This is a genomic window from Novosphingobium sp. IK01, from assembly GCF_033242265.1.
In the GTDB taxonomy this organism is placed as follows: domain Bacteria; phylum Pseudomonadota; class Alphaproteobacteria; order Sphingomonadales; family Sphingomonadaceae; genus Novosphingobium; species Novosphingobium pituita.
Window position 1 is genome coordinate 178,361 of the sequence record NZ_BTFW01000001.1, and the last position, 23,575, is coordinate 201,935.

The 23,575-nt window shown below is 66.0% G+C and carries 16 protein-coding genes; 10 read left to right on the forward strand and 6 right to left on the reverse strand.

From position 1 onward, the window contains the following. Positions 1-5: 5 nt before the first annotated feature. From SBI20_RS00805 to hypF, 5 genes are read left to right on the forward strand one after another with little or no spacing between them, the layout of a single operon-like run. Positions 6-1,529, forward strand: a complete 1,524-nt coding sequence (locus SBI20_RS00805) for a sigma-54-dependent transcriptional regulator (RefSeq protein WP_317973240.1) — start codon at positions 6-8, stop codon at positions 1,527-1,529. Then, positions 1,526-2,953, forward strand: a complete 1,428-nt coding sequence (locus SBI20_RS00810; RefSeq protein ID WP_317973241.1) for a PAS domain-containing sensor histidine kinase — start codon at positions 1,526-1,528, stop codon at positions 2,951-2,953. Before SBI20_RS00805 ends, SBI20_RS00810 begins: the two co-directional genes overlap by 4 nt. Beyond that, the gene (locus SBI20_RS00815) at positions 2,950-3,984 is read left to right on the forward strand and encodes an NADH-quinone oxidoreductase subunit B family protein (RefSeq protein WP_317973242.1); all 1,035 of its coding nucleotides are present in this window, start codon (positions 2,950-2,952) and stop codon (positions 3,982-3,984) included. The genes SBI20_RS00810 and SBI20_RS00815 overlap by 4 nt, the downstream gene beginning before the upstream one ends. Beyond that, complete coding sequence (locus tag SBI20_RS00820) at positions 3,981-5,447, forward strand: nickel-dependent hydrogenase large subunit (protein ID WP_317973243.1); 1,467 nt, start codon at positions 3,981-3,983, stop codon at positions 5,445-5,447. Before SBI20_RS00815 ends, SBI20_RS00820 begins: the two co-directional genes overlap by 4 nt. Continuing rightward, on the forward strand, positions 5,447-7,759 hold the full coding sequence (gene hypF, locus SBI20_RS00825) for a carbamoyltransferase HypF (RefSeq protein WP_317973244.1): 2,313 nt from the start codon (positions 5,447-5,449) through the stop codon (positions 7,757-7,759). Before SBI20_RS00820 ends, hypF begins: the two co-directional genes overlap by 1 nt. Before the next feature lie 95 nt (positions 7,760-7,854). Here the strand turns inward: hypF and SBI20_RS00830 are convergent, their stop codons facing one another. The 4 genes from SBI20_RS00830 to SBI20_RS00845 all read right to left on the reverse strand — a co-directional run bounded on the left by SBI20_RS00830 (position 7,855) and on the right by SBI20_RS00845 (position 13,006). Beyond that, a complete protein-coding gene (locus SBI20_RS00830; RefSeq protein ID WP_317973245.1) occupies positions 7,855-8,892 on the reverse strand; it encodes a zinc-dependent alcohol dehydrogenase family protein in 1,038 nt (345 codons plus the stop codon). A gap of 46 nt (positions 8,893-8,938) precedes the next feature. Continuing rightward, positions 8,939-9,967: a zinc-dependent alcohol dehydrogenase family protein gene (locus SBI20_RS00835; RefSeq protein ID WP_317973246.1), complete on the reverse strand. Its 1,029-nt coding sequence runs from the start codon at positions 9,965-9,967 to the stop codon at positions 8,939-8,941. Positions 9,968-10,302: 335 nt separating this feature from the next. Continuing rightward, positions 10,303-12,516, reverse strand: a complete 2,214-nt coding sequence (gene katG, locus SBI20_RS00840; protein ID WP_317973247.1) for a catalase/peroxidase HPI — start codon at positions 12,514-12,516, stop codon at positions 10,303-10,305. Positions 12,517-12,718: 202 nt separating this feature from the next. After that, the gene (locus SBI20_RS00845; protein ID WP_317973248.1) at positions 12,719-13,006 is read right to left on the reverse strand and encodes a hypothetical protein; all 288 of its coding nucleotides are present in this window, start codon (positions 13,004-13,006) and stop codon (positions 12,719-12,721) included. A 43-nt stretch (positions 13,007-13,049) separates the two neighbouring features. Between SBI20_RS00845 and SBI20_RS00850 the strand changes: the two genes are divergently transcribed. From SBI20_RS00850 to SBI20_RS00860, 3 genes are read left to right on the forward strand one after another with little or no spacing between them, the layout of a single operon-like run. After that, the gene (locus tag SBI20_RS00850) at positions 13,050-14,342 is read left to right on the forward strand and encodes a c-type cytochrome (RefSeq protein ID WP_317973249.1); all 1,293 of its coding nucleotides are present in this window, start codon (positions 13,050-13,052) and stop codon (positions 14,340-14,342) included. After that, positions 14,339-14,815, forward strand: a complete 477-nt coding sequence (locus tag SBI20_RS00855) for a (2Fe-2S)-binding protein (protein WP_317973250.1) — start codon at positions 14,339-14,341, stop codon at positions 14,813-14,815. The genes SBI20_RS00850 and SBI20_RS00855 overlap by 4 nt, the downstream gene beginning before the upstream one ends. Next, positions 14,812-17,076 (forward strand): xanthine dehydrogenase family protein molybdopterin-binding subunit, encoded by a 2,265-nt coding sequence (locus tag SBI20_RS00860; protein ID WP_317973251.1) that lies wholly within the window; start codon positions 14,812-14,814, stop codon positions 17,074-17,076. Before SBI20_RS00855 ends, SBI20_RS00860 begins: the two co-directional genes overlap by 4 nt. Here the strand turns inward: SBI20_RS00860 and SBI20_RS00865 are convergent. Then, the gene (locus SBI20_RS00865) at positions 17,073-17,966 is read right to left on the reverse strand and encodes a LysR family transcriptional regulator (RefSeq protein WP_317973252.1); all 894 of its coding nucleotides are present in this window, start codon (positions 17,964-17,966) and stop codon (positions 17,073-17,075) included. The two genes, SBI20_RS00860 and SBI20_RS00865, sit on opposite strands and share 4 nt — an antisense overlap. 149 nt (positions 17,967-18,115) lie before the next feature. Between SBI20_RS00865 and SBI20_RS00870 the strand changes: the two genes are divergently transcribed. Beyond that, a complete protein-coding gene (locus SBI20_RS00870; protein WP_317973253.1) occupies positions 18,116-19,306 on the forward strand; it encodes an MFS transporter in 1,191 nt (396 codons plus the stop codon). A 44-nt stretch (positions 19,307-19,350) separates the two neighbouring features. Here SBI20_RS00870 and SBI20_RS00875 read toward each other — a convergent pair whose 3' ends face one another. Further along, positions 19,351-20,010, reverse strand: a complete 660-nt coding sequence (locus SBI20_RS00875) for a response regulator transcription factor (RefSeq protein ID WP_317973254.1) — start codon at positions 20,008-20,010, stop codon at positions 19,351-19,353. Between the two features lie 245 nt (positions 20,011-20,255). Here SBI20_RS00875 and SBI20_RS00880 point away from each other — a divergent pair, with 245 nt between their 5' ends. Further along, the gene (locus SBI20_RS00880) at positions 20,256-23,345 is read left to right on the forward strand and encodes a sensor histidine kinase (RefSeq protein ID WP_317973255.1); all 3,090 of its coding nucleotides are present in this window, start codon (positions 20,256-20,258) and stop codon (positions 23,343-23,345) included. Positions 23,346-23,575 lie beyond the last annotated feature (230 nt).

The following is a 23,575-nucleotide window of genomic DNA, read 5'->3' on the forward strand; positions in this document are numbered from 1 at the left end:
TGACGATGGCTGATCCGGCACTGCTCCCCACTGTCCTTATCGTCGACGACGAGATCCGCAGCCTGGAATCGCTGCGCCGCATTCTCGAAGACGATTTCGAGGTCCTGACCGCGTCCTCGACGCGCGAGGCGGAAAAGCTTCTGGCTGACCGCTGGGTGCAGGTGATCCTGTGCGACCAGCGCATGCCCGAGCGCAGCGGGGTGGAGTTCCTGACGGATGTGAAGGAACGCTGGCCCGATGTGATCCGCATGATCATCTCGGGTTATGCCGATGCGCATGACATCATCGAGGGGATCAACCAGGCGGGCATCTTCCAGTATGTGACCAAGCCCTGGCACCCCGAACACCTGCTGCTCACGCTGCAATCGGCCTGCCGCCTGTTCCAGCTTCAGCGCGAGAACGAGTTGCTGGCGGTCGAACTGCGCATGGCGCCCAGCGCGGCGGGCCGCGTGGTCGAGAAGCGCAAGGCCGAAGTGCGCCGGGCCTATGACGTGAACGACGGGATCGTGCGCGCGCCGGGCAGCCCGATGGACGAGGTTTGCGGGGCGCTTGCGCAAGTGGCGCCGTTCGATGTGCCGGTCCTGCTGATCGGCGGCTCGGGCACGGGCAAGGAACTGGCCGCGCGTGCGCTTCATTACGGGTCGCTGCGCTGGAACAAGTCGTTCGTGGTCGAAAACTGCGGGGCCTTGCCCGACGAACTGCTCGAATCCGAGCTGTTCGGCCACAAGAAAGGCGCGTTTACCGGCGCCATCGACGATCATGTCGGCCTGTTCGAGCGCGCCGATGGTGGCACGGTCTTCCTCGACGAGATCGGCGAGGTTTCGCCCGCGTTTCAGGTCAAGCTGCTGCGTGTCTTGCAGGAGGGGGAGATCCGCCCGCTGGGCGCCGGGCGCACGCGCAAGATCGACGTGCGGGTGATCGCGGCGACCAACCGCGACCTTGAAACCGAGATGCGCGAGGGGCGCTTTCGCGCCGACCTGTTCTATCGCCTCGCGGGCATGATCGTGCGCCTGCCCGATCTCAAGGACCGCCCCGGCGACCTGCCGGTGCTGGTCGAGAGCCTGCTCGAACAGGCCATGGCGCGCATGGGCAAGAGCGTGCCCGGCGTCGCGCCCGAGGCGATGGCGCGGCTGGCCGCCTACGACTGGCCGGGCAACGTGCGCGAATTGCAGAACGAGATCCAGCGCATGCTCGTGCGCGGCGAGGAAGGGCGCTGGCTCGGCCTCGACGTGGTTTCGCCCCATATCCATGCCCCCCGCGAGGACGCCCTGCCCGTGGCAGAGGACAGCCCTGTCGAGCTGGTGTCGGGGCCGCACGGCGACCTCAGGGAACGGGTCAGCGCCATGGAAGCGCGGATCATCCGCGAGACCCTGATCCGCCACCGCTGGAACAAGAGCGGCACCGCGCGCGAACTGGGCCTTTCGCGGGTGGGGCTGCGGGCCAAGCTTGAGCGATATGGTCTTGAAAATGTTCATCCCCTTCCGCCAGTACGGGCGCGCACAGGCGACAAGGCAGGCCATAGCGGATGAGCGGCACGGGAGGGGATCACACGACAGGCATTCAGGACCCCGATCTGACCGGTGCCTTTGCCGAAATGGGCGCGCAGGGCGAGGACTTGTGGATTGACGTGATCCGCCAGATGGACAGCGTCTATGCCGATCTGGTGTCGAGCCAGGTCGCGCTTGAGGAACACAACACGGCCCTTGAACAGGCGCGCGGTTTTCTCGGCTCGGTGCTGGGCGCGATGACCGACGTGCTGGTGGTCTGCGATGCGCAAGGCCGGATCGAGCAGGTCAATCCGGCGCTCACCACGCTGGTCGGCAAGAGTGCCGAGCAACTGGTCGGAACCGCCATCCTCGATCTCTTCCGCGTGGAGGATCATGCCGATCTGCTCGCCGCGCTCGATGCGCTGGCGCGCGGGCAGGCGGTCGTCGAGGGGCGCGAGTGGGAGGCGATTGCCGCCAATGGCAGTTCGGGCGCGCTTTCGGTCAACAGTGCGCCGCGCCGCGATGCCAGCGGGCGTTTTGCCGGCATGGTGCTGGTCGGGCGCCCGATCGGCGAATTGCAGCGCGCCTATCGCGAACTGGGCGCCGCGCACCAGCGGCTGCGCCAGACCCAGCAGCAATTGCTGACCACCGAGAAGATGGCCGCGCTCGGGCGGCTGGTGGCGGGCGTTGCCCACGAACTCAACAACCCGATCAGCTTCGTCTTCGGCAACATGTACGCGCTCAAGCGCTATGGCGCGGCGATCACGCAATATCTGGCCGCGCTCGACGAGGGGCGTTCGGGCGAGGATCTGGCGGCCTTGCGCGCGAAGCTCAAGATCGACCGCGTTCTGGCCGACATCAGCCCGCTGGTCGATGGCACCCTCGAAGGGGCCGAGCGCGTGCGTGACATCGTGCAGGACTTGCGCCGTTTTTCGGCCAACCAGCGCGAGCCGCTCGAAACCTTCAACCTCGTCCGCCTCGTCCAGACGGCGGTGGACTGGGTGATCAAGACCATGCGCGATCCGCCCGAAGTCTGCTTCGACCTGCCCGAGCGGCTCGACATCGTGAGCCGCAAGGGGCAGTTGCACCAGATTCTCGTCAACCTCGTCCAGAACGCGGCTGATGCCCTGGCAAGCGGGCAGGGGGAGGCGCGGGAGCAGCCGCCCTGCCTGAGCCTTTCTGCCCGGCAGGAGGGCGAGGAGATCGTCGTGCGCGTGGTCGACAACGGGCCCGGTGTCCCGGCCAGTGTGCAGGACAAGATTTTCGAGCCGTTCTTCACCACCAAGCCGATCGGGTCCGGCACCGGGCTGGGGCTCTATGTGTCCTACACGATGGCGGGCAAGCTGGGGGGCAGCCTCGACTATGCCGATGCGCCGGGCGGGGGGGCGGCCTTCACGCTGCGCCTTCCCGCCCATGGCGAAGGCGGGGATGGGGGCGGGGATGGGGGCGAGGAAGCGGAAACATGAGTGCAGGGGAGCATGAGCGCGCCCAGGATCGCCCCTTGCGGCTGATCTGGCTGCAATCGGGGGGCTGCGGGGGCTGCACGATGTCGCTGCTCGGCCAGCAGGGGCCCGATCTGGTCGCGGCGCTGCGGGCGGCGCGCGTCGAGGTGCTCTGGCATCCCTCGCTGTCCGAGGCGACGGGCGCCGAGGCGCGCGCGATCCTCAATGCGGCGGCCAGCGGCGAGGAGCCGGTCGATATCTTCTGCCTCGAAGGTTCGGTCATCCATGGTCCCAATGGCACGGGCGGCTTCCACATCATGGCCGGAACCGGGCGCCCGATGCGCGAGATGATCGAGGGCATCGCCCGCCATGCCACCCATGTCGTTGCGGTCGGCTCGTGCGCGGCCTTTGGCGGGATCACCATGGGCGGGGGCAATGCGGTCGAGGCGGGCGGCCTTGCCTATGACGGCACCGTGCCGGGCGGCCTGCTGGGCGAGGGGTTCCGCGCGCGTGGCGGGCTTCCGGTGATCAATATCGCGGGCTGTCCGATCCATCCGGGCTGGTTCGTCGATACCCTGATGCAGATCGCGGGCGGGACGATGGCCGGGGCGGACCTCGACGAATGGGAGCGCCCGCTCGCCTATACCGCCTCGCTCGTCCACCATGGCTGCGCGCGCAACGAATTCTACGAATTCAAGGCCAGCGCCGAGGATCTGGGCGATCTGGGCTGCATGATGGAAAACCTGGGCTGCAAGGGCACCCAGGCCCGCGCCGATTGCAACACGCGCGCGTGGAATGGCTCGGGCTCGTGCCTGACGGGTGGCTATCCGTGCATCGCCTGCACCGCCCCCGGTTTCGAGGAACCCGGCCACGCCTTTGCGGTCACCCCCAAGATCAGCGGCATTCCCATCGGCCTGCCGACCGACATGCCCAAGGCCTGGTTCGTGGCGCTCGCCAGCCTGTCGAAGGCGGCCACGCCCCGGCGGCTCAAGGAAAACGCCGCGCGCCCCATACCTGCCGTCCTGCCGCGCGACCGGCGCAAGAGAGAGAGATGAGCGATACCCCCCGCCTGATCATTGGCCCCTTCAACCGGGTGGAGGGCGATCTGGAAGTGCGCCTCGACATGGCCGGTGACCATGTCGAGGCCGCGCGCGTGACCTCGCCGCTCTATCGCGGGTTCGAGGGCATGCTGGTGGGCCGCGCGGCGGAAGATGCGCTGGTCTATGCCCCGCGCATCTGCGGCATCTGCTCGGTCTCGCAGAGCGTGGCGGCGGCCCGCGCGCTGGCGGGCGTGCGACCGGCGGGCCATGCGCGCCGCGTGGCCCCGCCCAATGGCGCCCATGCCACCAATCTCGTCCACGCGGTCGAGAATCTGGCTGATCATATCACCCATTTCTACCTGTTCTTCATGCCCGACTTCGCGCGCGAGACCTATGCGGCCGAGCCATGGTACGAGGCCGCCGCCGCGCGTTTTACCGCGATGAAGGGCACGGCGGCGAGCCAGATGTTGCCCGCGCGGGCCGGGCTGATGAACCTGATGGGGGTTCTGGCGGGCAAGTGGCCGCACACGCTCTCGATCCAGCCGGGTGGCTCGACGCGGGCGATCACGCGGGCCGAACAGGCGCGGCTGCGGCTGATGCTGGCGGGCTTCCGCGCTTTTTGCGAGACGAGCCTGTTCGCCGCCCCGCTCGAACAGGTGGCGGCTTTCACCAATCGCGATGCGCTCTATGCCTGGGCCGAAGGGTCGCCGGGCGATGCTGCCCATTTCCTGCGCCTGTCGCGTGCGCTGGGCCTCGCGGGGCTGGGGCGCACGAGCCTGCGCCACATGTCGTTCGGGGCCTATGCCAGCAGCGATGGCCCGCTGTTCGCGCGCGGGGTGTTCCATGCCCAGGCGGGCGCGGCGGCTCCCCTGCCGCTCGGGGCCATTGCCGAAGACGTGTCCCACGCGTGGTATCGCGGCGAGGGTGGCCCCCCGCGCAGTGCCGCGCCGATGCCCGACATGGCAAACCCGGATGCCTATAGCTGGTGCAAGGCGCCCCGGCTGGGCGGCCATGTCGCCGAAGTGGGCGCGCTTTCCCGGCAACTCGTGGCGGGCCATCCGCTCTTGCGCGACATGGTGGCGCGCGATGGCGCCAATGTGGAATCGCGCGTGGTCGCCCGGCTCGTCGAAGTGGCGCTGGTGACCATCGCGATGGAGCACTGGATCGACGTGATCGACCCGGCAGCCCCGTTTCAGGATACCTCGCCGCGTCTCGATACCGGCGACGCGATGGGCCTGACTGAGGCCGCGCGCGGAAGCCTGGGCCACTGGCTGCGCCTCGATCAGGGGCGGATCAGCCACTACCAGATCATCGCGCCGACGACCTGGAATTTTTCACCGCGCGATGCGGCCGGAACGCCGGGCCCCCTCGAACAGGCGCTCGTCGGCGCGCCCTTGCGCAGTGGCGAGACCGAGCCGGTTTCCGTGCAGCATATCGTGCGCAGCTTCGATCCCTGCATGGTCTGTACGGTCCATTGATGGCGGCGCCGTCCTGTCTTGACGAAGGGCGCGGCCTGCGTGTGCGCGGGGTGGTGCAGGGCGTGGGTTTCCGCCCGTTCGTCTGGCATCTGGCGCGCGAACTGGGCTTGCGGGGCGAAGTCTCGAACGATGGCGAGGGGGTGCTGATCGCGGCATGGGGCGCCCCCCATGCGCTCGATGCGCTGACGCGGCGTCTGGCCGAAGAAGCCCCGCCGCTCGCCCATGTCGCCAGCGTCGAACCGCTGTCGCTGCCCGAGGGCCGCGCCGCGCCCGAGGCGTTCCGCATCGTACACAGCGGAACGGAAGGGCGGGGCGCCCTGATCCCGCCCGACGCGGCCACATGCCCGGCCTGCCTTGCCGAAGTGCGCGATCCGGCCCAGCGCCGCCATCATCATCCATTTGCCAATTGCACCCATTGCGGCCCGCGCCTGACGATCGCACATGGCATGCCATGGGACCGCGCGCAGACCAGCATGGCCGCCTTTTTGCTGTGCCCAGATTGCGCCGCCGAATATGCCGATCCGGCGGACCGGCGCTTTCATGCCCAGCCGATTGCCTGCCTGGCCTGTGGCCCGCGCCTGTGGATCGAGGATGCGCAAGGGGCGGAAATTCCCGGTGCCGCGCTCGCTCATGCTGCAAAAATGCTGCGCGAAGGCGCGGTGCTGGCGGTCAAGGGGCTGGGTGGTTTCCATCTGGCTTGCGATGCGGCCCATGGCGCTGCCGTGGCCGCCCTGCGCACGGGCAAGGCGCGCGATGCCAAGCCCTTTGCCCTGATGGCCAACCTCGATCAGGCGCGCGCATGGTGCGCGGTTTCGCCCGAGGCCGAGGCGCTGCTGGCCGGGCCTGCCGCGCCCATCGTGCTCCTGCCGCGCCGCGCCGATGTGCCGGTTCCCGAAGCACTGGCCCCCGGACAGGACCATCTGGGGGTCATGCTGCCCGCAACGCCGCTGCACCATCTGCTGCTCGAAGCTTTTGGTGGTCCCCTCGTGATGACCTCGGGCAATCGCGGCGGGGAGCCGCAAGTGATCGACAACGACGCCGCGCGCGAGCGGCTGGGAGGCCTTGCGCAAGGCTTCGTCATGCACGACCGCGCCATCGTCAACCGTCTCGACGACAGCGTGCTGGCCCTCGACGAGGAAGGCCAGGTCATGCCCTTGCGCCGTGCGCGCGGCTATGTTCCGTCCGCCATCCCCCTGCCATTTGCCGATCTGCCGCCCACGCTGGCGATGGGCGGCGAACTCAAGGCCAGCTTCGCGCTGATCCGGGGCAGCGAAGCCATCGTGGGGCCCCATGTCGGCGATCTCGAACAGGCCGCCGTGCTGGGCGACTATCGCGCGATGCTCGCGCTCTATCGCCAGATATTCGCGTTCACACCCGAGGTGATCGCGGTCGATGCCCATGCGGGCTATCTCTCGACCCAGCTTGGCGAGGCGATGGCGGCGGAATGCGGCGCGCGGCTGGTGCGCGTGGGCCATCACCATGCCCACATGGCCGCCTGCATGGCCGACAATGGTGTGCGGGAGGGGGATGAGCCGGTGCTGGGCCTCCTGCTCGACGGTCTCGGGCTGGGGGACGATGGCGCCTTGTGGGGCGGCGAGGTGCTGGTGGGCGGCTATCGCCATGCGCAGCGGGTCGATGGGCTGGCTGCCGTGCCACTGATTGGCGGATCGGCGGCCATGCGCGAGCCGTGGCGCAACCTGCTGGCCCAGCTCGTCCATGCGTTCGGGCCGGATTGGCGCGCCCATGCCGGGCCGGTCATGGCCCATCTGCCGCCCGATGCGGATCAGGCCGATCCCCGCCTGCGGCTGGCCGAGGCGATGATCGCAGGGGGCACGAATTGCCCGCCCTGTTCGTCTGCCGGGCGTCTGTTCGAGGCGGTGGCCGCCGCGCTGGGCCTTCATGCCGCGCGCCAGACGTTCGAAGGGCAGGCGGCCATGGCGCTCGAAGCCCTCGCGCGGCCATTCGTGGCGGATGAAACGGCCTATCGGGCGCAATCCCCGCTCCTGTCCGGGCGCATGGGGGCCGATCTGTGGCGCCCTGTTCTGGCCGACTGCGCGGCAGGCCTCGCGCCGGGGCGCATTGCCGCCCGCTTTCACCTCACCCTCGCCGATGCGCTGGCGGACAGTGTGGCCGAACAGGGGCGGGCGGGGCAGCGCGTCGCGCTTTCGGGTGGGGTGATGCAGAACCGCGTGCTGCTGGCCGCCTTGCGGCAGGCCCTGCGCGCACGCGGGTTCGTTCCGCTCGCCCATCGGCAGGTTCCGGCCAACGATGGCGGGCTTGCACTGGGGCAGGGCGTGATCGCCGCGCTTTGAACGGAAGCGGGTTTGGCGGCGAACGGGGATGATGGCGCGATGTGTCCGAGATGTCCCCGGACACATCGCCAGTCCTGCCGTCAGCCCTCGTGGAGTCAGGCGCTGAGGATGACCTTCATCGCGTTTTCGCGGGCCGCATTGCCGAACACCTCATAGGCGGCCAGAATGTCGTCGAGCTTGAAGCGATGGGTGATCATTCGCGCCGGATCGACCTTGCCACTGCGCAGGGTCTTGAGGAGCATCGGCGTCGTGTTGGTGTTCACCAGCCCCATCGAGATGGTGATGTTCTTGATCCACAGTTCCTCGATGTGAAGCTCCACCGGCTTTCCGTGAACACCGACATTGGCAATGTTGCCACCTGCTGCCACGATTTTCTGGCAAATGTCGAAGGTCGCCGGAACGCCCACCGCCTCGATGGCGACATCGACGCCAAGCCCTTGCGTCATCTGCATGACCTTCCCGACCGGGTCTTCGGCGCCGACCTGTACCGTGTCGGTCGCGCCGAACTGTTTGGCCAGTTCGAGGCGGGAGGCATCCATGTCGATCATGATGATGCGGCCCGGCGAATAGAATTGCGATGTGAGCAGCACCGACATGCCGACAGGCCCGGCCCCCACGATCGCGATCGTGTCGCCGGGCTGGACATGGCCATATTGCACGCCGATCTCCAGACCCGTGGGCATGATGTCCGAGAGCATGACCAGCGCCTCTTCATCGGCGCCTTCGGGGATCGGATAGAGCGAATTGTCACCATGGGGGATGCGCACATATTCGGCCTGGGTGCCATCGATCAGGTGCCCCAGAATCCAGCCCCCGTCCGAGCAATGCGCATAGAGCTGCCGCTTGCAGTTCGCGCATTTGCCACAGGATGTGACACACGAGATGAGCACGGCATCGCCGGGCTTGAAATTCTGCACCGCCGGGCCGACGGCTTCGACCACGCCCACGCCTTCATGGCCAAGGATACGACCGGGCGTGACGGCCGGAACATCGCCTTTCAGAATGTGAAGGTCGGTGCCGCAGATCGTCGTCTTCGTGACTTTCACGATCACGTCGGTCGGCTGCTGCAAGGCGGGCTTGGGCTTTTCTGTCCAGGCCTTCTGGCCAGGGCCCTGATAAACGAGAGCTTTCATGGTATCTTCTCCAATCGCCAGTACGCGCACGGCATGCGCAGGGGCATCAGGGGGCAAAGGTGTTGCAGGCCCGCGTCGTCTGGTCCGGGACCAGCACGGCCGCGCCGTCCAGTTCACCCCGGCGCAACATGGCGATCGCCTCGTTGGCCTGTTCCAGAGGGAACGCGGTGGTCGTGATGCGGATACCCGCCTTGCCGGCAATGGCCATGAAGTCGCGGCCATCCTCGCGCGTGAGGTTGGCCACCGACATGATCGCGCGCTCGCCCCACAAGTCGTCATAGGGGAAAGACGGAATATCACTCATGTGGATACCCGCGCAAACCACCCGCCCACCCTTGTGGACCGCCTTGAGGGCGGCAGGAACAAGGGCGCCGACCGCAGCAAAGATGATCGCGGCATCGAGTTCAACCGGCGAGGGTTCGTCCGACCCGCCAGCCCAGGCGCATCCGAGCGAGCGGGCGAACTCCTGGCTCCTGACATCGCCCGGACGCGTGAAGGCATAGAGTTCGCGGCCCTGCCACCGGGCGACCTGGGCGATGATGTGGGCCGATGCCCCGAAACCGTAAAGGCCGATTTTCCTGCCTTCTCCGGCCATTGCCAGCGAACGATAGCCGATCAGCCCTGCGCACAGCAGCGGGGCGGCTGATACATCATCGAATTCTTCGGGGATGGGCAGGCAGAAGGCCGCGTCGGCGATAACATGGGTGGCAAACCCGCCATCGCGCGTCGCGCCGGTAAAAGTGGGATGATCGCAGAGATTTTCCCGTCCGCCATGGCAATAGGGACAGGCGCCACAGGTCCGCCCCAGCCAGGGCACACCAATCCGTTGCCCGATTTCCAGCCCTTCGACGTCTTCGCCGCGCGCATCGACAAGGCCCACGATCTCGTGCCCCGGCACGATCGGGAGGTTCGCCTGAACTTCACCGTCAATCACATGAAGGTCGGTCCGGCATATGCCGCAGGCCAGCACGCGCAGGCGCACTTCCCCTTTCCCCGGCTCGGGCAGCGGGCGCTGCGCGCGCCGCAAGGGTTGACCAACCCGATCAAGTTGCATCACGGTAGCGGTTGATGTCATGTCAAACCATCCAGACGAATGGGAGATGTAAGCCCATCGGGCATCGGCGATCAAGGCACTACGGCGCCCTCGATGGACATTTCAATGACATAGGACAATCATGCAAAGGTTTGGCGGTGCCCCGGACCAGACTTTTGCCCTCCTTCGGAGAGAGCCTCGGGCATTTCCCTGGAGAATGCCCGAGGCCCAAAAGCACGAAGACCGCCCCGGCAAAGCTTGCCTTTTCTGGAGGTGTGGTGGGTCCATCAGGGCCGCTGAACCTTGGCCGTGGTGACACAATCGACAACCAACGATCCCCCGGAGCATGCCAGGCCGGGGGACCACATCGGCTTTCTTCAGGCCAGATCGAACCGGTCGAGGTTCATGACCTTCGTCCACGCCGATATGAATGCCTCGACAAAGGCGCCTGCCGCATCATCGGTGGCATAGGCCTCGCACAAGGCACGCAACTGTGAATTGGATCCGAAGATGAGGTCCACCCGCGATGCTTTCCACGCTTCCTGGCCTGTAGCCCGGTCCCGTGCGACGTAGACGTCCTCCCGATCCGGAGATGCCTCCCATTTCATTGTGAAGCTCGACCGGAGCAGGTTCACGAAGAAATCGTTCGTCAGGCTCTCGCGCCTCTCGGTGAATACGCCCAGATCGCTGTCGCCATGATTGGCGCCCAGCACACGCAGGCCGCCCACGAGCACGGTCATCTCGGGCGCGGTCAGGGTCAGGAGATTGGCCCGATCGACGAGCAGTTCTTCTGCGGCATGGATTGACGGTGCGCCGCTGAAATTGCGAAATCCGTCGGTGGTCGGTTCGAGTGGGGCGAAGGAATGGGTATCGGTCTGCTCCTGTGTCGCATCCGTGCGTCCGGGCAGGAACGGTATCGAGACCTTGTGCCCCGCATTGGCCGCTGCCGCCTCGATCGCTGCATTGCCACCCAGGACGATGAGATCGGCTATCGACACTTTCTTTCCCGTTGTCTGCGATGCGTTGAACGTCGTCCCGATCGCTTCCAGGGCCGTCAGCGCGTTGGCAAGTTCGGCTGGTTCGTTCACCATCCAGTCGCGTTGGGGCGCAAGCCGGATGCGTGCGCCATTGGCGCCGCCCCTGAGGTCCGAGCCGCGAAAGGTCGAGGCCGATGCCCAGGCTGTCTTGACGAGGCGCGCGATCGAAAGGCCCGAGGCGAGTATTTCGGCCTTGAGCGCGCTCGCGTCGGCCTCGTCGATCAACGCGTGATCGACGGGTGGCACCGGATCCTGCCAGATCCGGGGTTCCGGTGGCACTTCGGGGCCGAGCAGCCGCCCATGCGGACCCATGTCGCGGTGGGTGAGCTTGTACCAGGCTTCGGCAAACACGGCCGCAAACGCGTCCGGATTGGCATGGAAGCGGCGCGAGATCTTCTCATACGCGGGATCGAAGCGCAGCGAGAGATCGGTGGTGAGCATTGTCGGGCGGTGACGTCTGGCGGGATCATGAGCGTCGGGGACCGTTGCTTGCGCATCCTTTGCCACCCATTGGTGCGCACCTGCCGGGCTTTTCGTCAGTTCCCATTCGAAGCCGAAGAGATTGTCGAAGAAGTTATGGCTCCACTGGGTCGGAGTCTGCGACCACGTTACTTCGAGACCGCTGGTGATCGTGTCGCCGGCATTGCCGGTGCCGAAGCTGTTCGCCCAGCCCAGCGCCTGCATCCCGACGGGGGCGCCTTCGGGTTCGGGGCCGATGTAGCGCGAGGGATCGGCAGCACCATGGGTCTTGCCGAACGTGTGCCCCCCGGCAATGAGCGCGACGGTTTCCTCGTCGTTCATCGCCATGCGTGCGAAGGTTTCTCGAATATCGCGCGCGGCCGCCACGGGGTCGGGCTTGCCATCGGGCCCTTCCGGGTTGACGTAGATGAGCCCCATCTGGACGGCTGCCAGCGGGTTTTCCAGATCGCGATCACCGGAGTAGCGGCTGCCCGGCTTGTCGCTGGTGGCGAGCCATTCGCGTTCCGGTCCCCAGTTGGTATCGACGTCTGGTTCCCAGACGTCGATCCTGCCACCGCCGAAGCCCGCGGTTTTGAATCCCATCGATTCGAGCGCGCAATTGCCGGTCAGGATCAGCAGGTCGGCCCAGGAAAGTTTGCGCCCGTACTTCTGCTTGATCGGCCAGAGCAGCATGCGGGCCTTGTCGAGATTGGCATTGTCGGGCCAACTGTTGAGAGGCGCAAAGCGCTGGGTGCCATGGCCCGCCCCGCCGCGGCCATCGCCGATCCGATAGGTGCCGGCGCTGTGCCAGGCCATGCGGATGAAAAGAGGACCGTAGTGGCCGAAGTCTGCGGGCCACCAGTCCTGCGATTTCGTCATGAGGTCGGTAATGTCGCGCTTGACTGCACCGAGGTCGAGTGTCGCGAAAGCCCGGCGATAGTCGAATCCGGGCATGGGGTTACCTGCCGGCGGATGCTTGTGCAGGACGGTGAGATCAAGCTGGTGTGGCCACCAGAGGCGGTTCGTCATCTCGAACAGCGCGGCTTTGCCCTCAGCCTGCCCGTGGCCCATCGGGCATTTCGCTTCAGCGGTCATTTCGCCTCCCGTTGCGTCAAAAGTGAGATAGTGCCTGAAATCGGCGCCTTTCTAGCGAAGGGTGCGGCACATCGTCTTTCGTCCGACGAACGGAATTTGTCAGATGCTGACACAAAGTGGATGGGCCGCAGGCTGACCGGTGTGGCGTACTCTTCGTGCCTGCAATCATGATGGACATTGAGGAATCCGCCAGCTTTCTGTTTCATGGCAACAAAAACAGGCAGGCTATTGCCAAATAAGGCAATGTTGATGATTTCGGGCTGGCCGGGGCTTCGACGGTTGCCCAGTCGGTATCGCAAAGCCGCCATCGCCGGACATCGGGTGCGACCTGTCGCCCCCGGAAGGGCGGCCTGACATCGGCGGTCCTGATCGCGTCCGTCGTCGCATGTTGGTCGATGTGCGTCTCGTCCAAATCGGCATCCGAAAAGCCAAGACCGTCCTGATCGCGTGAACGACGATGCCCGGCGATGACACACAGACCAGAAGCCATGGGCCAGCGCCGGGGGGCAGCGATCACTGCTCTCCGGGCATGGATGCGAAAGCGTTGGAATGCGCAGTCGGTGCTCTATGGCATGTTGTTCCTGTCGGGGGGCGCGCTGTTCGCATTGGCGCTGACCTGGCGTCCGGCGATCGCGCCGATTCCGGTCCCTGCGCCAGGTTCTTTTCCGGCGGGGATGGTCGAACGCGGCGCTGTTCTTGCGAGGCTTGGCGACTGCGCGGTCTGCCATACTGCGGAAGGAGGGCGACCGCTGGCGGGTGGACGTGCGCTCGCCACGCCTTTCGGAACGCTCTATTCCGACAACCTGACTCCCGATCCCGACACGGGGATCGGAACCTGGTCGGCCGAGGCGTTTCGCCGCGCGATGAAAGATGGCGTGAGCCGAACGGGCTCGCATCTCTACCCGGCGCTCCCCTACGAGCATTTCACCCATGTGAGCGATGGCGATCTCGATGCGCTCTACGCGTTTCTGATGACCCGGCGAGCGGTCCGTCAAAAGGCGCCCGCGAACAGGCTGATCCCGCCGCTTGGCTTCCGCCCGCTGCTGGCCGGCTGGAAGATGCTGTTCCTCCACAAGGGCGCGATCATCGTTGATCCGGCCCGGTCGGCGGAATGGAACCGGGGCGCCTATCTCGTCGAAGGCCTCGGCCATTGCGGGGGCTGCCATACGCCGCGCAATATCGCCGGGGGTGAGGTCCGCTCGCGCGCCTATGCCGGTGGTATCGCCGAAGGCTGGCGGGCACCGCCGCTCGACCGCTCGAACCCGGCTGCGCGGGGCTGGACCCCGGACGCGCTCTACACCTATCTGCGCACGGGCATTTCTCCTGATCACAGCGCGGCAGCCGGGCCGATGGGGCCGGTGGTCGAGAGCCTGTCGGCGGTTCCCGAGGAGGATGTCCGCGCGATCGCAACTTATATCGCGTCGCGGATGGCAGGCGCGGACGCCGGTTCGCCGTCACGCCCGACCCCTGACGATCCGGTGCGGGCTGCCCGGCTCTTTCCCGAAGGGGCGACGCTCTACGCCGGCGCCTGCGCGGGCTGTCACGGCCCCGGTGCGCCGATGATGGGGCAGGGGCGTCCGGCCCTGGGGCTTGCCAGCGCCTTGCGCGATGAGGTGCCGACCAGCGCCATCCAGGCGATCCTGCGTGGTATCGAGCCGCCGGTTGCCGGTCGTGGCCCCAAGATGCCGCCCTTCGCCGACAGTCTCACCGACGCTCAGGTCGCCGCGGTGCTCGGTTATGCCCGGTCTCGCTACACCGATCGTCCGGCATGGTCGAAGCTGGATCGCGCGGTTGCCAGGGCTCGCAAGGAGAGTGCCCAACCATGACCCTCACCATCCATGTCAACGGCACGGCCCACAAGGTCGATGCCGATCCGGAAACGCCGTTGCTCTATGTCCTGCGCGACGATCTGGGCCTCAATGGCGCCAAATATGGCTGTGGTCTCGGCCAATGCGGCGCCTGTACCGTCCATCTCGACGGCAAGGCGATCTTCTCGTGCGTCACGCCGGTTGCGGCCGTCGGCGACCGGCCGGTCCGAACGATCGAGGGCCTCGGGTCGATCGAGAAGATGAATCCGCTTCAGCAGGCGTTCCTCGACGAGCAGGCCGCGCAGTGCGGCTATTGCATCGCCGGCATGATCATGCGCGCGCAGGCGCTGCTCGATGTGAACCCGGCACCGACGGACGCTGAAATTCGCGCGCACATGCAGCCCAACCTCTGCCGCTGCGGCACGCATGTGCGTATCCTGCGCGCTATCAATCGCGTCGCCGGTCGCCCGGTCAGGGATGTCGCGGCATGAGCGCCACCGCACTGTCGAAGGCCCTTGCCCGCCGCGAAGTGCTGGCAGCCGGCGGGCTGCTGGTCGCGTTCTCGTTTTCCGCGCGCAGCCTGGCCCAACTGGCTGGCGGCGGGGAAGGCGGGGCCGCGCCCAAGGCGATCCGGCCGGATCTGCCGGGCAGCCTCAAGAGCAATCCTGAACTCGATTCCTGGATCAGCATCGGACCCGACGGCCAGGCCACGGTCTTTTCCGGCAAGGTGGAACTCGGGCAAGGCATCCGCACGGCCTTGCTTCAGGTCGCGGCCGAGGAACTGGATCTGCCGCCATCGGCGATCACCTTCATCACCGCCGATACCGCGCGCACGCCTGACGAAGGGCTGACGGCAGGCAGCCACTCGATGCAGGACGGTGGAACCGCCCTTGCCAATGCCGGCGCCAATGTCCGCATGCTGCTGACCCAGGCCGCGGCCAGGGTCTGGAGCATCGAGCCTGATCAGTTGACGACCACCGGCGATGGCCATGTCGCGGCGCTCGATGGGCGACGGCTGTCCTATGGCCAACTCGCCACGCGCCTTTCGCTTCATGTCGAGGCTGTGCCCGACGCGCCGCGCCGCGATCCTCGCCAATACCGGACGATGGGCAAGAATTTTCCCCGCGTCGATATTCCGGCCAAGCTAGTCGGCGGCGAAGCTTTCGTTCAGGACATGCGCTTGCCCGGCATGCTCCATGCCCGCGTCGTGCGCGGGCCGAGCTATGGCACGCGGCTGGCGGCGCCGAAGCTCGCGGCGGCGCGGGCAATGCCCGGTGTGGTCGCGGTCATTGAGAATGGCGACTTTCTCGCGGTGGTCGCACGCAAGGAATGGCAGGCGATCAAAGCCATGCGCGTTGCGCAGGAGAGCGACTATGTGCGCCTGCTGCCGCCCATGCCCGCCGCCGAGGGGCCCCATCATCTGCAAACCATGCCCTCGCGCGAGATCGTTGTGCTCGATACCCATGATGGCGACAGGCCGGCCTGGAAGACTGTGCGGGGCAGCTTCAGCCGACCGTGGTACAGCCATGGGTCGATCGGTCCGTCCTGCGCGGTGGCGCTGGCCAGGGATGGCGGTCTTACGATCTGGTCGCACAGCCAGGGCGTGTTCGACATGCACCGCGCGATCGCCGAACTGGTGGGACTGGCACCGGAAAAGGTGCGCTGCATCCACACCCCCTCGGCGGGCTGCTATGGCCAGAATGGCGCCGATGACGTGACGGCCGAAGCCGGGCTCATCGCGATGGCGCTGCCCGGCCATCCGATCCGCCTGCAATGGATGCGCGAGCAGGAATTCGGGTGGGAACCATGCGGCTGTGGCATGGTGACGAAGGTCGATGCGGCGATCGGACCCGACAAGCGGATCGCGCACTGGACTTATGAGGTGTGGAGCAATTCGCATAATACCAGGGCCGTGAAAGCGGGCGGCTATGCCGTCGCCCAGCAGGTCAGACCGGGCTTCGCGCCGCAGGAGGCCAAGCCCATCCCGATGCCGGAGGGCGATGGCGATCGCAATGCCAACCCGCTCTATGTCTTCCCCAACATGAATGTGCTCTACCATTTCGTGCCGGAAATGCCGCTGCGCGTGTCGGCGTTGCGTTCACTGGGGGCGCATCTCAATGTGTTCACGATCGAGAGCACGCTCGACGATCTGGCCCGCGCGGGCGGCGTCGACCCGCTGGCCTTCCGGCTGGCGCATATGGAAGACGAACGCGCGCGGGCGGTGATGATCGAGGCCGCCGGCCGTTTTGGCTGGTCGCATCGCTCCCGGCCGGATGGGCGGCGCGGCTGCGGCATGGCCTTCGCGCGCTACAAGAATATCGGCGCCTATTGCGCGATCGTCATGGAAGTCGAGGTCGAGAGGGAGACCGGCGCGATCATGGTCCACCGGGTTAACGCTGCTGTCGATGCGGGACAACCCGCCTCGCCCGACGGCATCCGCAATCAGGTCGAAGGGGGCATCATCCAGTCGTTGAGCTGGGCGACCTATGAAGCGGTCACGTTCGATGCGACCCGCCGGACAAGTTTCGACTGGGGAACCTATCCGATCATGCGGTTTCGCGACGTGCCGGGCGCGATCGACGTCCATGTCATGGACCGCCCCGGTCTTCCCTTCCTGGGCGCTGGCGAAACCTCGCAAGGGCCGACATCCGCCGCACTCGCCAATGCAGTCGCCGATGCCACCGGCGTAAGGCTGCGCGACATGCCGTTGACCCCGGAGGTGGTCAAGGCCGCAATCGGTCTGATCGGCTAGGCGCGGCGATGCTCGCCGCCGCGAAGCTCCTGTTCGAGCGCGCCCACGAAGGCGCGGACTTTGGCAGGGACCAGACGCGCGGTTGGATAGACCGCCCAGATCGCCAACGGCTCGGGCTCGGCATCTTCAAGCCGGATCGGCTCGATAACTCCCGCGCGCAGATCGTCCTCGACGTTCCAGCCCGAGAGATTGGCGATGCCGAGCCCGCCGATACAGGCCTGGTGCAGGGCTTCGATGGAACTCGCCGTGAAGCGACCGCCGACCTTCTGGCGCACCGTCTTGCCGTTCCTGACGAAGACCCAGTGCGATCCGCCAGTGCCGAGCAGGCAGGCGTGATCGACCAGATCGGCCAGGACGCGGGGTTTGCCGTGCCGCGCGATATAGGCAGGGGCAGCGCAAAGCCGTCGGGGATTGTCGGCAAGGCGGCGGGCGACGAGGTGATTGTCGCGCAATTTCGCGATCCGCACCGCGACATCGATTCCCTGCGCCACGATGTCGACCTGATCGTCGGTCAGCAGCAGATCGACGCCAAGGTCCGGGTTGGCGGCCATGAACCGGGCGATCATCGGGGCGACAACCTTGCGGCCGAACGCCGCCGACGCTGTAACGCGCAACTGGCCCGAAACACCGGCCCCGGCCGGGCGCAGGGCCGCAAGGGCACTGGCCTGTTCATCGAGCATCGCCTGCGCATGCGGCAGGAAGGCTTCGCCTTCAGCGGTTGGCGAGAGCGCACGCGTTGTCCGCTGTACCAGCCGGACGCCCAGCTCTGTCTCGAGCGCGGCCAATCGCCGGGATGCCGCCATGGCGTTGAGCCCCAGCCGCCGCGCAGCGGCTGCCAGACTCCCGCTACGGACGGCTTCGGCGAAAACCGCCAGATCCTGAAGGTTCATTGTATCGTTATCCGTTATGCTGACATAACTGAGCAGGTCACTACACCGATCAGGGATATTATTCCATATTCGCGGCCATCACAGTCGTCCAGTCGAAGGCAGTGCTCCTGAAGCGCGGCCGACATGGGCACTTCCATGAGGATACTCAGATGAGAAGTACCACCATCGAACAGGCTGAGGCGGCCGCCCCGACGATCGGACGCGGCCTTACCTTCGCCATGGCAGCCGCAGCAGGGCTTGCCGTCGCCAACATCTATTACAACCAGCCGATGCTCGGGATCATGGAAAGGGACGTGCCGGGCGGTATCGTCGGTCTCGTCCCGACCGCGACCCAGCTTGGCTATGCCATCGGGCTGTTCGCTCTCGTGCCGCTGGGCGACCTGATCGAGCGGCGTCGGCTGATCCTGATCCAGTTTCTGGTTCTGGGACTCGCGCTGGTCGGGGCCGCGCTGGCGCCGACCGCGCCGCTTTTGCTGGCCGCTTCGCTGCTGCTCGGTGTCGCCTCGACAGTGGCGCAGCAGATCGTGCCGTTCGCAGCGCATCTGGCCGCGCCGGAAAAGCGCGGCGCGACCGTCGGAACCGTTATGTCCGGCGTGTTGTGCGGCATCCTGCTCAGCCGGACGCTGGCAGGGTTCGTTGCCGCGCATGAAGGGTGGCGCGCCATGTTCTGGCTGGGCGTGCCGCTGGCTCTGGGCGCGGGCGCGATCATGGCGGCATCGCTGCCCAAGAGCCACCCGGACACGCATCACAGCTATGGAAGCCTGATGGTTTCGCTCGTGCATCTGTGGCGGGAGTTCGGCGAGCTTCGCCTGGCCGCCGTTACGCAGGCGTTGCTGTTCGGCGCCTTCACGGCCTTCTGGACGATCCTGGCGCTCCATCTGCAGGAGCCGCAGTTCGGGCAGGGGGCGGAGGTCGCCGGCCTGTTTGGCATCGTGGGCGCTGTTGGCATCCTCGCTGCGCCGGTCGCCGGACGCTATGCCGACAAGCGCGGGCCGCGCAAGGTCATTCTGGCAGGAACGCTCCTGATGGTCGTGTCCTGGGCGATCTTCGGGCTGTGGGCGTCGATCATCGGCCTGGTGGTCGGATGCATCCTGCTCGATTTCGCGGTGCAGAGCGTTCTCGTCTCCAACCAGCACATCGTCTATGCGCTGCGGCCCGAGGCGCGGGCCCGTCTGAACACGATCTTCATGGGGGCGATGTTCCTTGGCGGCGCTGGCGGCGCGGCGGCGGCCACTGCGGCCTGGGGGGCGGGCGGCTGGACCGCAGTCTCGATCCTGGGCATCGGTTTCGCGACGGCTGCCGCAGGATTGCAGTTTGCGAATGCCTGCAAGGCTCGGTGACAGGGCCCAGGCGGCGTGGACAAATTCCACTTTGCCCACGCCGCCTAGATGCTGATCATGCCTCTGCGCACGGCGAGTGTAACGGCATGGGTGCGGTCGGAAACGCCGAGCTTGGCGAAAATCGATTTCATATAGCCCTTGATCGTGTCTTCGGAGAGCGCGAGGCCGCTCGCGATGTGCCGGTTCGACTTTCCTGCTGCGGCCATAGTCAACACCTCGCACTCCCGCTCGGTCAATCGGTCGCTATCGAGATGCCAGGCGATCTCGCGCGCGATGGCGATGTTCAGGTGCTTGCCGCCGCTGCGCACCGATCGGATGGCATGGATCAATTCGGTCAGGACGCCGTCCTTCAGCAGATAGCCAGCAGCGCCGAGTTGAAGGGCGCGTACTGCCTGTGCGTCACCGGAAAAGGTCGTCAGCACCAGCACCATGGCATCCGGAAACTCGGCCTTCACGCGTTCGAGGACCTGTAGTCCGTCGATGCCGGGCATTTGCAGGTCCAGCAGCATCACGTCCGGCCGCAACCTGCGATAGGCTTCGATTGCATCCAGACCGTTATCGGCCTCGGCCACGACCCTCATATCCGGCTGGGTCGATATGATCGCATTGACGCCTTCTCGCAGCAACTGATGATCATCGACCGTCAGAATTCGCGTGATGCGGGATGTTGCATCTTCCTGTGTGGCGTTTTCGGGCAGAGTCATGGTGCGTGTCCAAATGGTAGTGGTCATTTACGTCGCTGAGGCAAGGCTTTGGCGAAGCCGGCATCAGCCTGTTTCCGCATTGGTTGGGTGGGGATTGTGCAAATCTGGTGCGCCATCGACAAGCCATGCATGCGTGGGACTTGTCACCATCCGGCTGATGCGTATTGATATTGAATACCAATCCCAAGGCAGTTGCAAGCGAATGGCGGGCCCGCTCCGGGGCGAGTGCGACGGAAGGGCCTGGAATGACCATGGCAGACTGGATTTCTGCTCCAAAGCTGCGGAGCCGGGCGCGAACGACCGCCTTGTGCCTGTGCCTCGCAATCATCAGCGGTGTGTCGGTGACGCGATCGAACGCGTCATCGGTGCTTTCTGCGGCTTCCGGCGCTCCCGATCATTTCCAGGGCCGCAGTTGGACCGAGAAAGACGGTGCGCCACGTGGTATCGTATCCGTCGCGCAAACTCCCGATGGCTATCTCTGGCTTGCCACGGCCGATGGGCTGTTCCGCTTCGACGGCATCGCATTCGAGGAAATCCGGCCGCCTCAGGGCTCGGCAATGGCTGCGGCGCTTCCGCAGGTTCTGCTGGTAAGCCGCGAGGGCGAGCTTTGGATCGGCTATAGCCGCAGCGCCGGCGTCGCGGTCTATCGCAACGGCCATCTCGTCGATACCGGTCTTCCAGACCCGCCCACGATGATCAACAATCTCGTCCAGGGCGCGGACGGCACGATCTGGGGCGAGTGGGGCGGTCTTTCGCGGCGCCTGTGGCGCTATCGCAACGGGAGATGGTCCCAGGTCGGCGAAGGTCTGCATCTCCCGCCCGGCTATACGCTGGGTCTGGTCGCGACGCGGGATGGCAGCTTGTGGGTTCCCGTTCTGGCGCCCGACCAGCGATCAGCGGGAATTGCGCGGCTTTCGCCCGGAAGCAGCCGCTTCGCCTGGCTTGGAGGCGGGTATCAGATGCCCCGCCTCTCCCGGGCAAGAGACGGCGCCCTTTGGCTCGTCGATCGCGACGAATTGATGCTGTTTCGCGACAGTGCCCAGCGTCCGCCCGACCGGCCCATCCATTTCAAGCTGCCAGTCAGCCTGCGGCGGGCGACGCTGACGTTCGACCCTTTGGGAGACATCTGGGGCAGCACGCGTGCGGGCGAGACTTTCATGGTGCCTGCCGCCGCACTGAAGGGTGGCGATCCACGCCCGGAGATCAGAATGATCGACAAGTCGGACTGGATCGGGAAATCGGGACCGCCGCTGCTGATTGACAGGGATGGGGCCATCTGGTCGGGCCGCGAGGGCGAACTCACCCGTTTCCGTTACGCCGATGTTGGCATGGACCCTGCCATCGCGTCCGACAGCACGCGCGGAATCCGGCTGGCCAGCGGCACGGACGGTGTGATCTATGTCGTTTCGAATCAAATGCTTTATCGGATAAAGCCGGGGGGAATGGCCCATCCGGCCCTGCCAATAGGCAATCCTTCGGCGATATGCGGTGGCCGCGACGGCTCCGTCTGGATTCTCGATGATCACGTCGCGCGACAATGGAAACCGGCTGGCACTGGCCGGCGCTTGGCCGATCTGCCCACCTTCATTTCCCGATGTGCCGAGGACCGCCTGTCCCGGCTTTGGGTCAGAGGGTATGACGGATCGACATGGTGGCACGACAAGCGCGGTTGGCACCTTCTCAAAGGGTATGAGGGCGCTTCGGGAACCAGCGTGGGGCAGGGCGTGGTGGCCAATGCGGCGGGCGACATTGCCATCAGCACCGACACGCCCGGATTGGGGGTCGTCGAAGGGAGCGACATCCGCCGGTATGATTTTCGCGCGCTCGGCATCGACGAGATCACCATGGTCAGCCCTGCGCTGCGAGGATTTCTCGTTGCCGGGAGACGGGGCTTGCTGCGCGTCCGCGATGGCAAGGTCCGCAAGCTCGACGCACGTCTCTATCCCTGGACCGCGCGGCTGAGCGGCGTCGTCCAGACTCCGCGCGGCGAGACCTGGCTGAGGGTGCCCACGGGCATCGCCAGAGTGTCGAGCGCGCAGCTCGACAAGGCCTTCGATCATCCCGGCTTCCCGCTCGACTTGCGCATCTTCGACCAGCGCGACGGGCTTGTGGGGGGACCGGCCATGTTCGGTTTTCCGACCAGAACGATGGCCGTCGATGGCGGCGGTCGAATATGGGCCGTCACCGCACGCGGTCTTGCGATGATCGATCCGGCCAACCTGCACAGCGGACATCATCCGATAAGCGTGGCGATCAGAAGTGCGGAAACGCACCCGGGCCTGGTTCGCGATCCGGTATCCCTGACACTCCCCCCCGGCACGACCACAGTTCGGTTCACCTTCGCGGCGATGGGGCTGGCCGATCCGGAACGTGTCCGCATTCTTTACCGCCTCGAAGGCCTCGAAACCCAGTGGACCGATCCGGGCATCCGCCGCGCGACCACGTATACGAACCTGTCGCCCGGCAGATATCGTTTCGAGGTGATCGCCGCGAACCAGGAGGGAGAATGGAACCGCAAGGGCGCCACCGTCGACCTGGTGATCAAGCCGACGTTCTTCCAGGACTGGCCGTTCAAGGTCATGTGCGCGGCGACCATACTGGTGCTGCTGTGGGGCGCCTACCAGTTGCGCCTGAGGACGCTTGCCGCCCGGATACAGGCGCGCCTTGCCGATCGGCATGACGAGCGGGAGCGGATTGCCCGCGAACTGCACGATACGCTCGCCCAGTCCGTGCAGGCCTTGATCCTGCGGGTGCATCTGGCCTCGAGGGGACTCCCGCCCGAAAACCCGGTCCGCAAGGACCTGGAGAAAACGCTCGAACAGGCCCAGAAGGTACTCCGCGAGGCGAGAGAGCGTATTCGTGATCTTCGGTCATTGTCGGTGCCCGACACGCTCGAGCCGGCGATCACACGAGCCGGCGTGGAGCGGGGGTTCGTTCCGGGCGCCAGTCTCCTCGTCGCCACCTGCGGCGAGCCGCGCCCTCTTCACCCGTCCGCAGCGACCGAGATCGTGCGGATCGCGGAAGAAGCGCTGTTCAATATCGCACAGCATGCGCAGGCAAGCCGGGTGGAGATAGATATCGAGTACCGTCCCAACAGCATTCAGATCATCTTCAGGGACGATGGGGTCGGCATAAGTCCGGAAATCCTGCGGACGGGGAAGCGAGAGGGGCATTACGGGCTGGTCGGGATGCGCGAACGGGCAGCACGTCTCCATGGTGACATGATGTTCGACAAGGGCGCGGGAGGCGGGGCGGAAGTCATCCTGATTCTCCCGGCCTCGACCGCCTATGACCGTCACCGGTGTCGCTGGCGGTGGAATCCTTTCCGACGATAGCGGTGCCTGATCGGCGAGGATGAAGCGCATAACGAGGCGGGCAGCCTGTCCCGGCCCGAAAAGCAGAAAATCGCCGGTTTGCGCCCCCTGGCGCAGGAGCATCTTGTCTAACGCCACCTGACCGGGTTCCCAGCCCGACAGGGCCTCGATTGCTTCGTTGTCGGTGCCAGGATGTGTCTTTCCGCATGCTTTGATAATGCGGCGTGATTTGGTATCAGTGTTGCGTTATA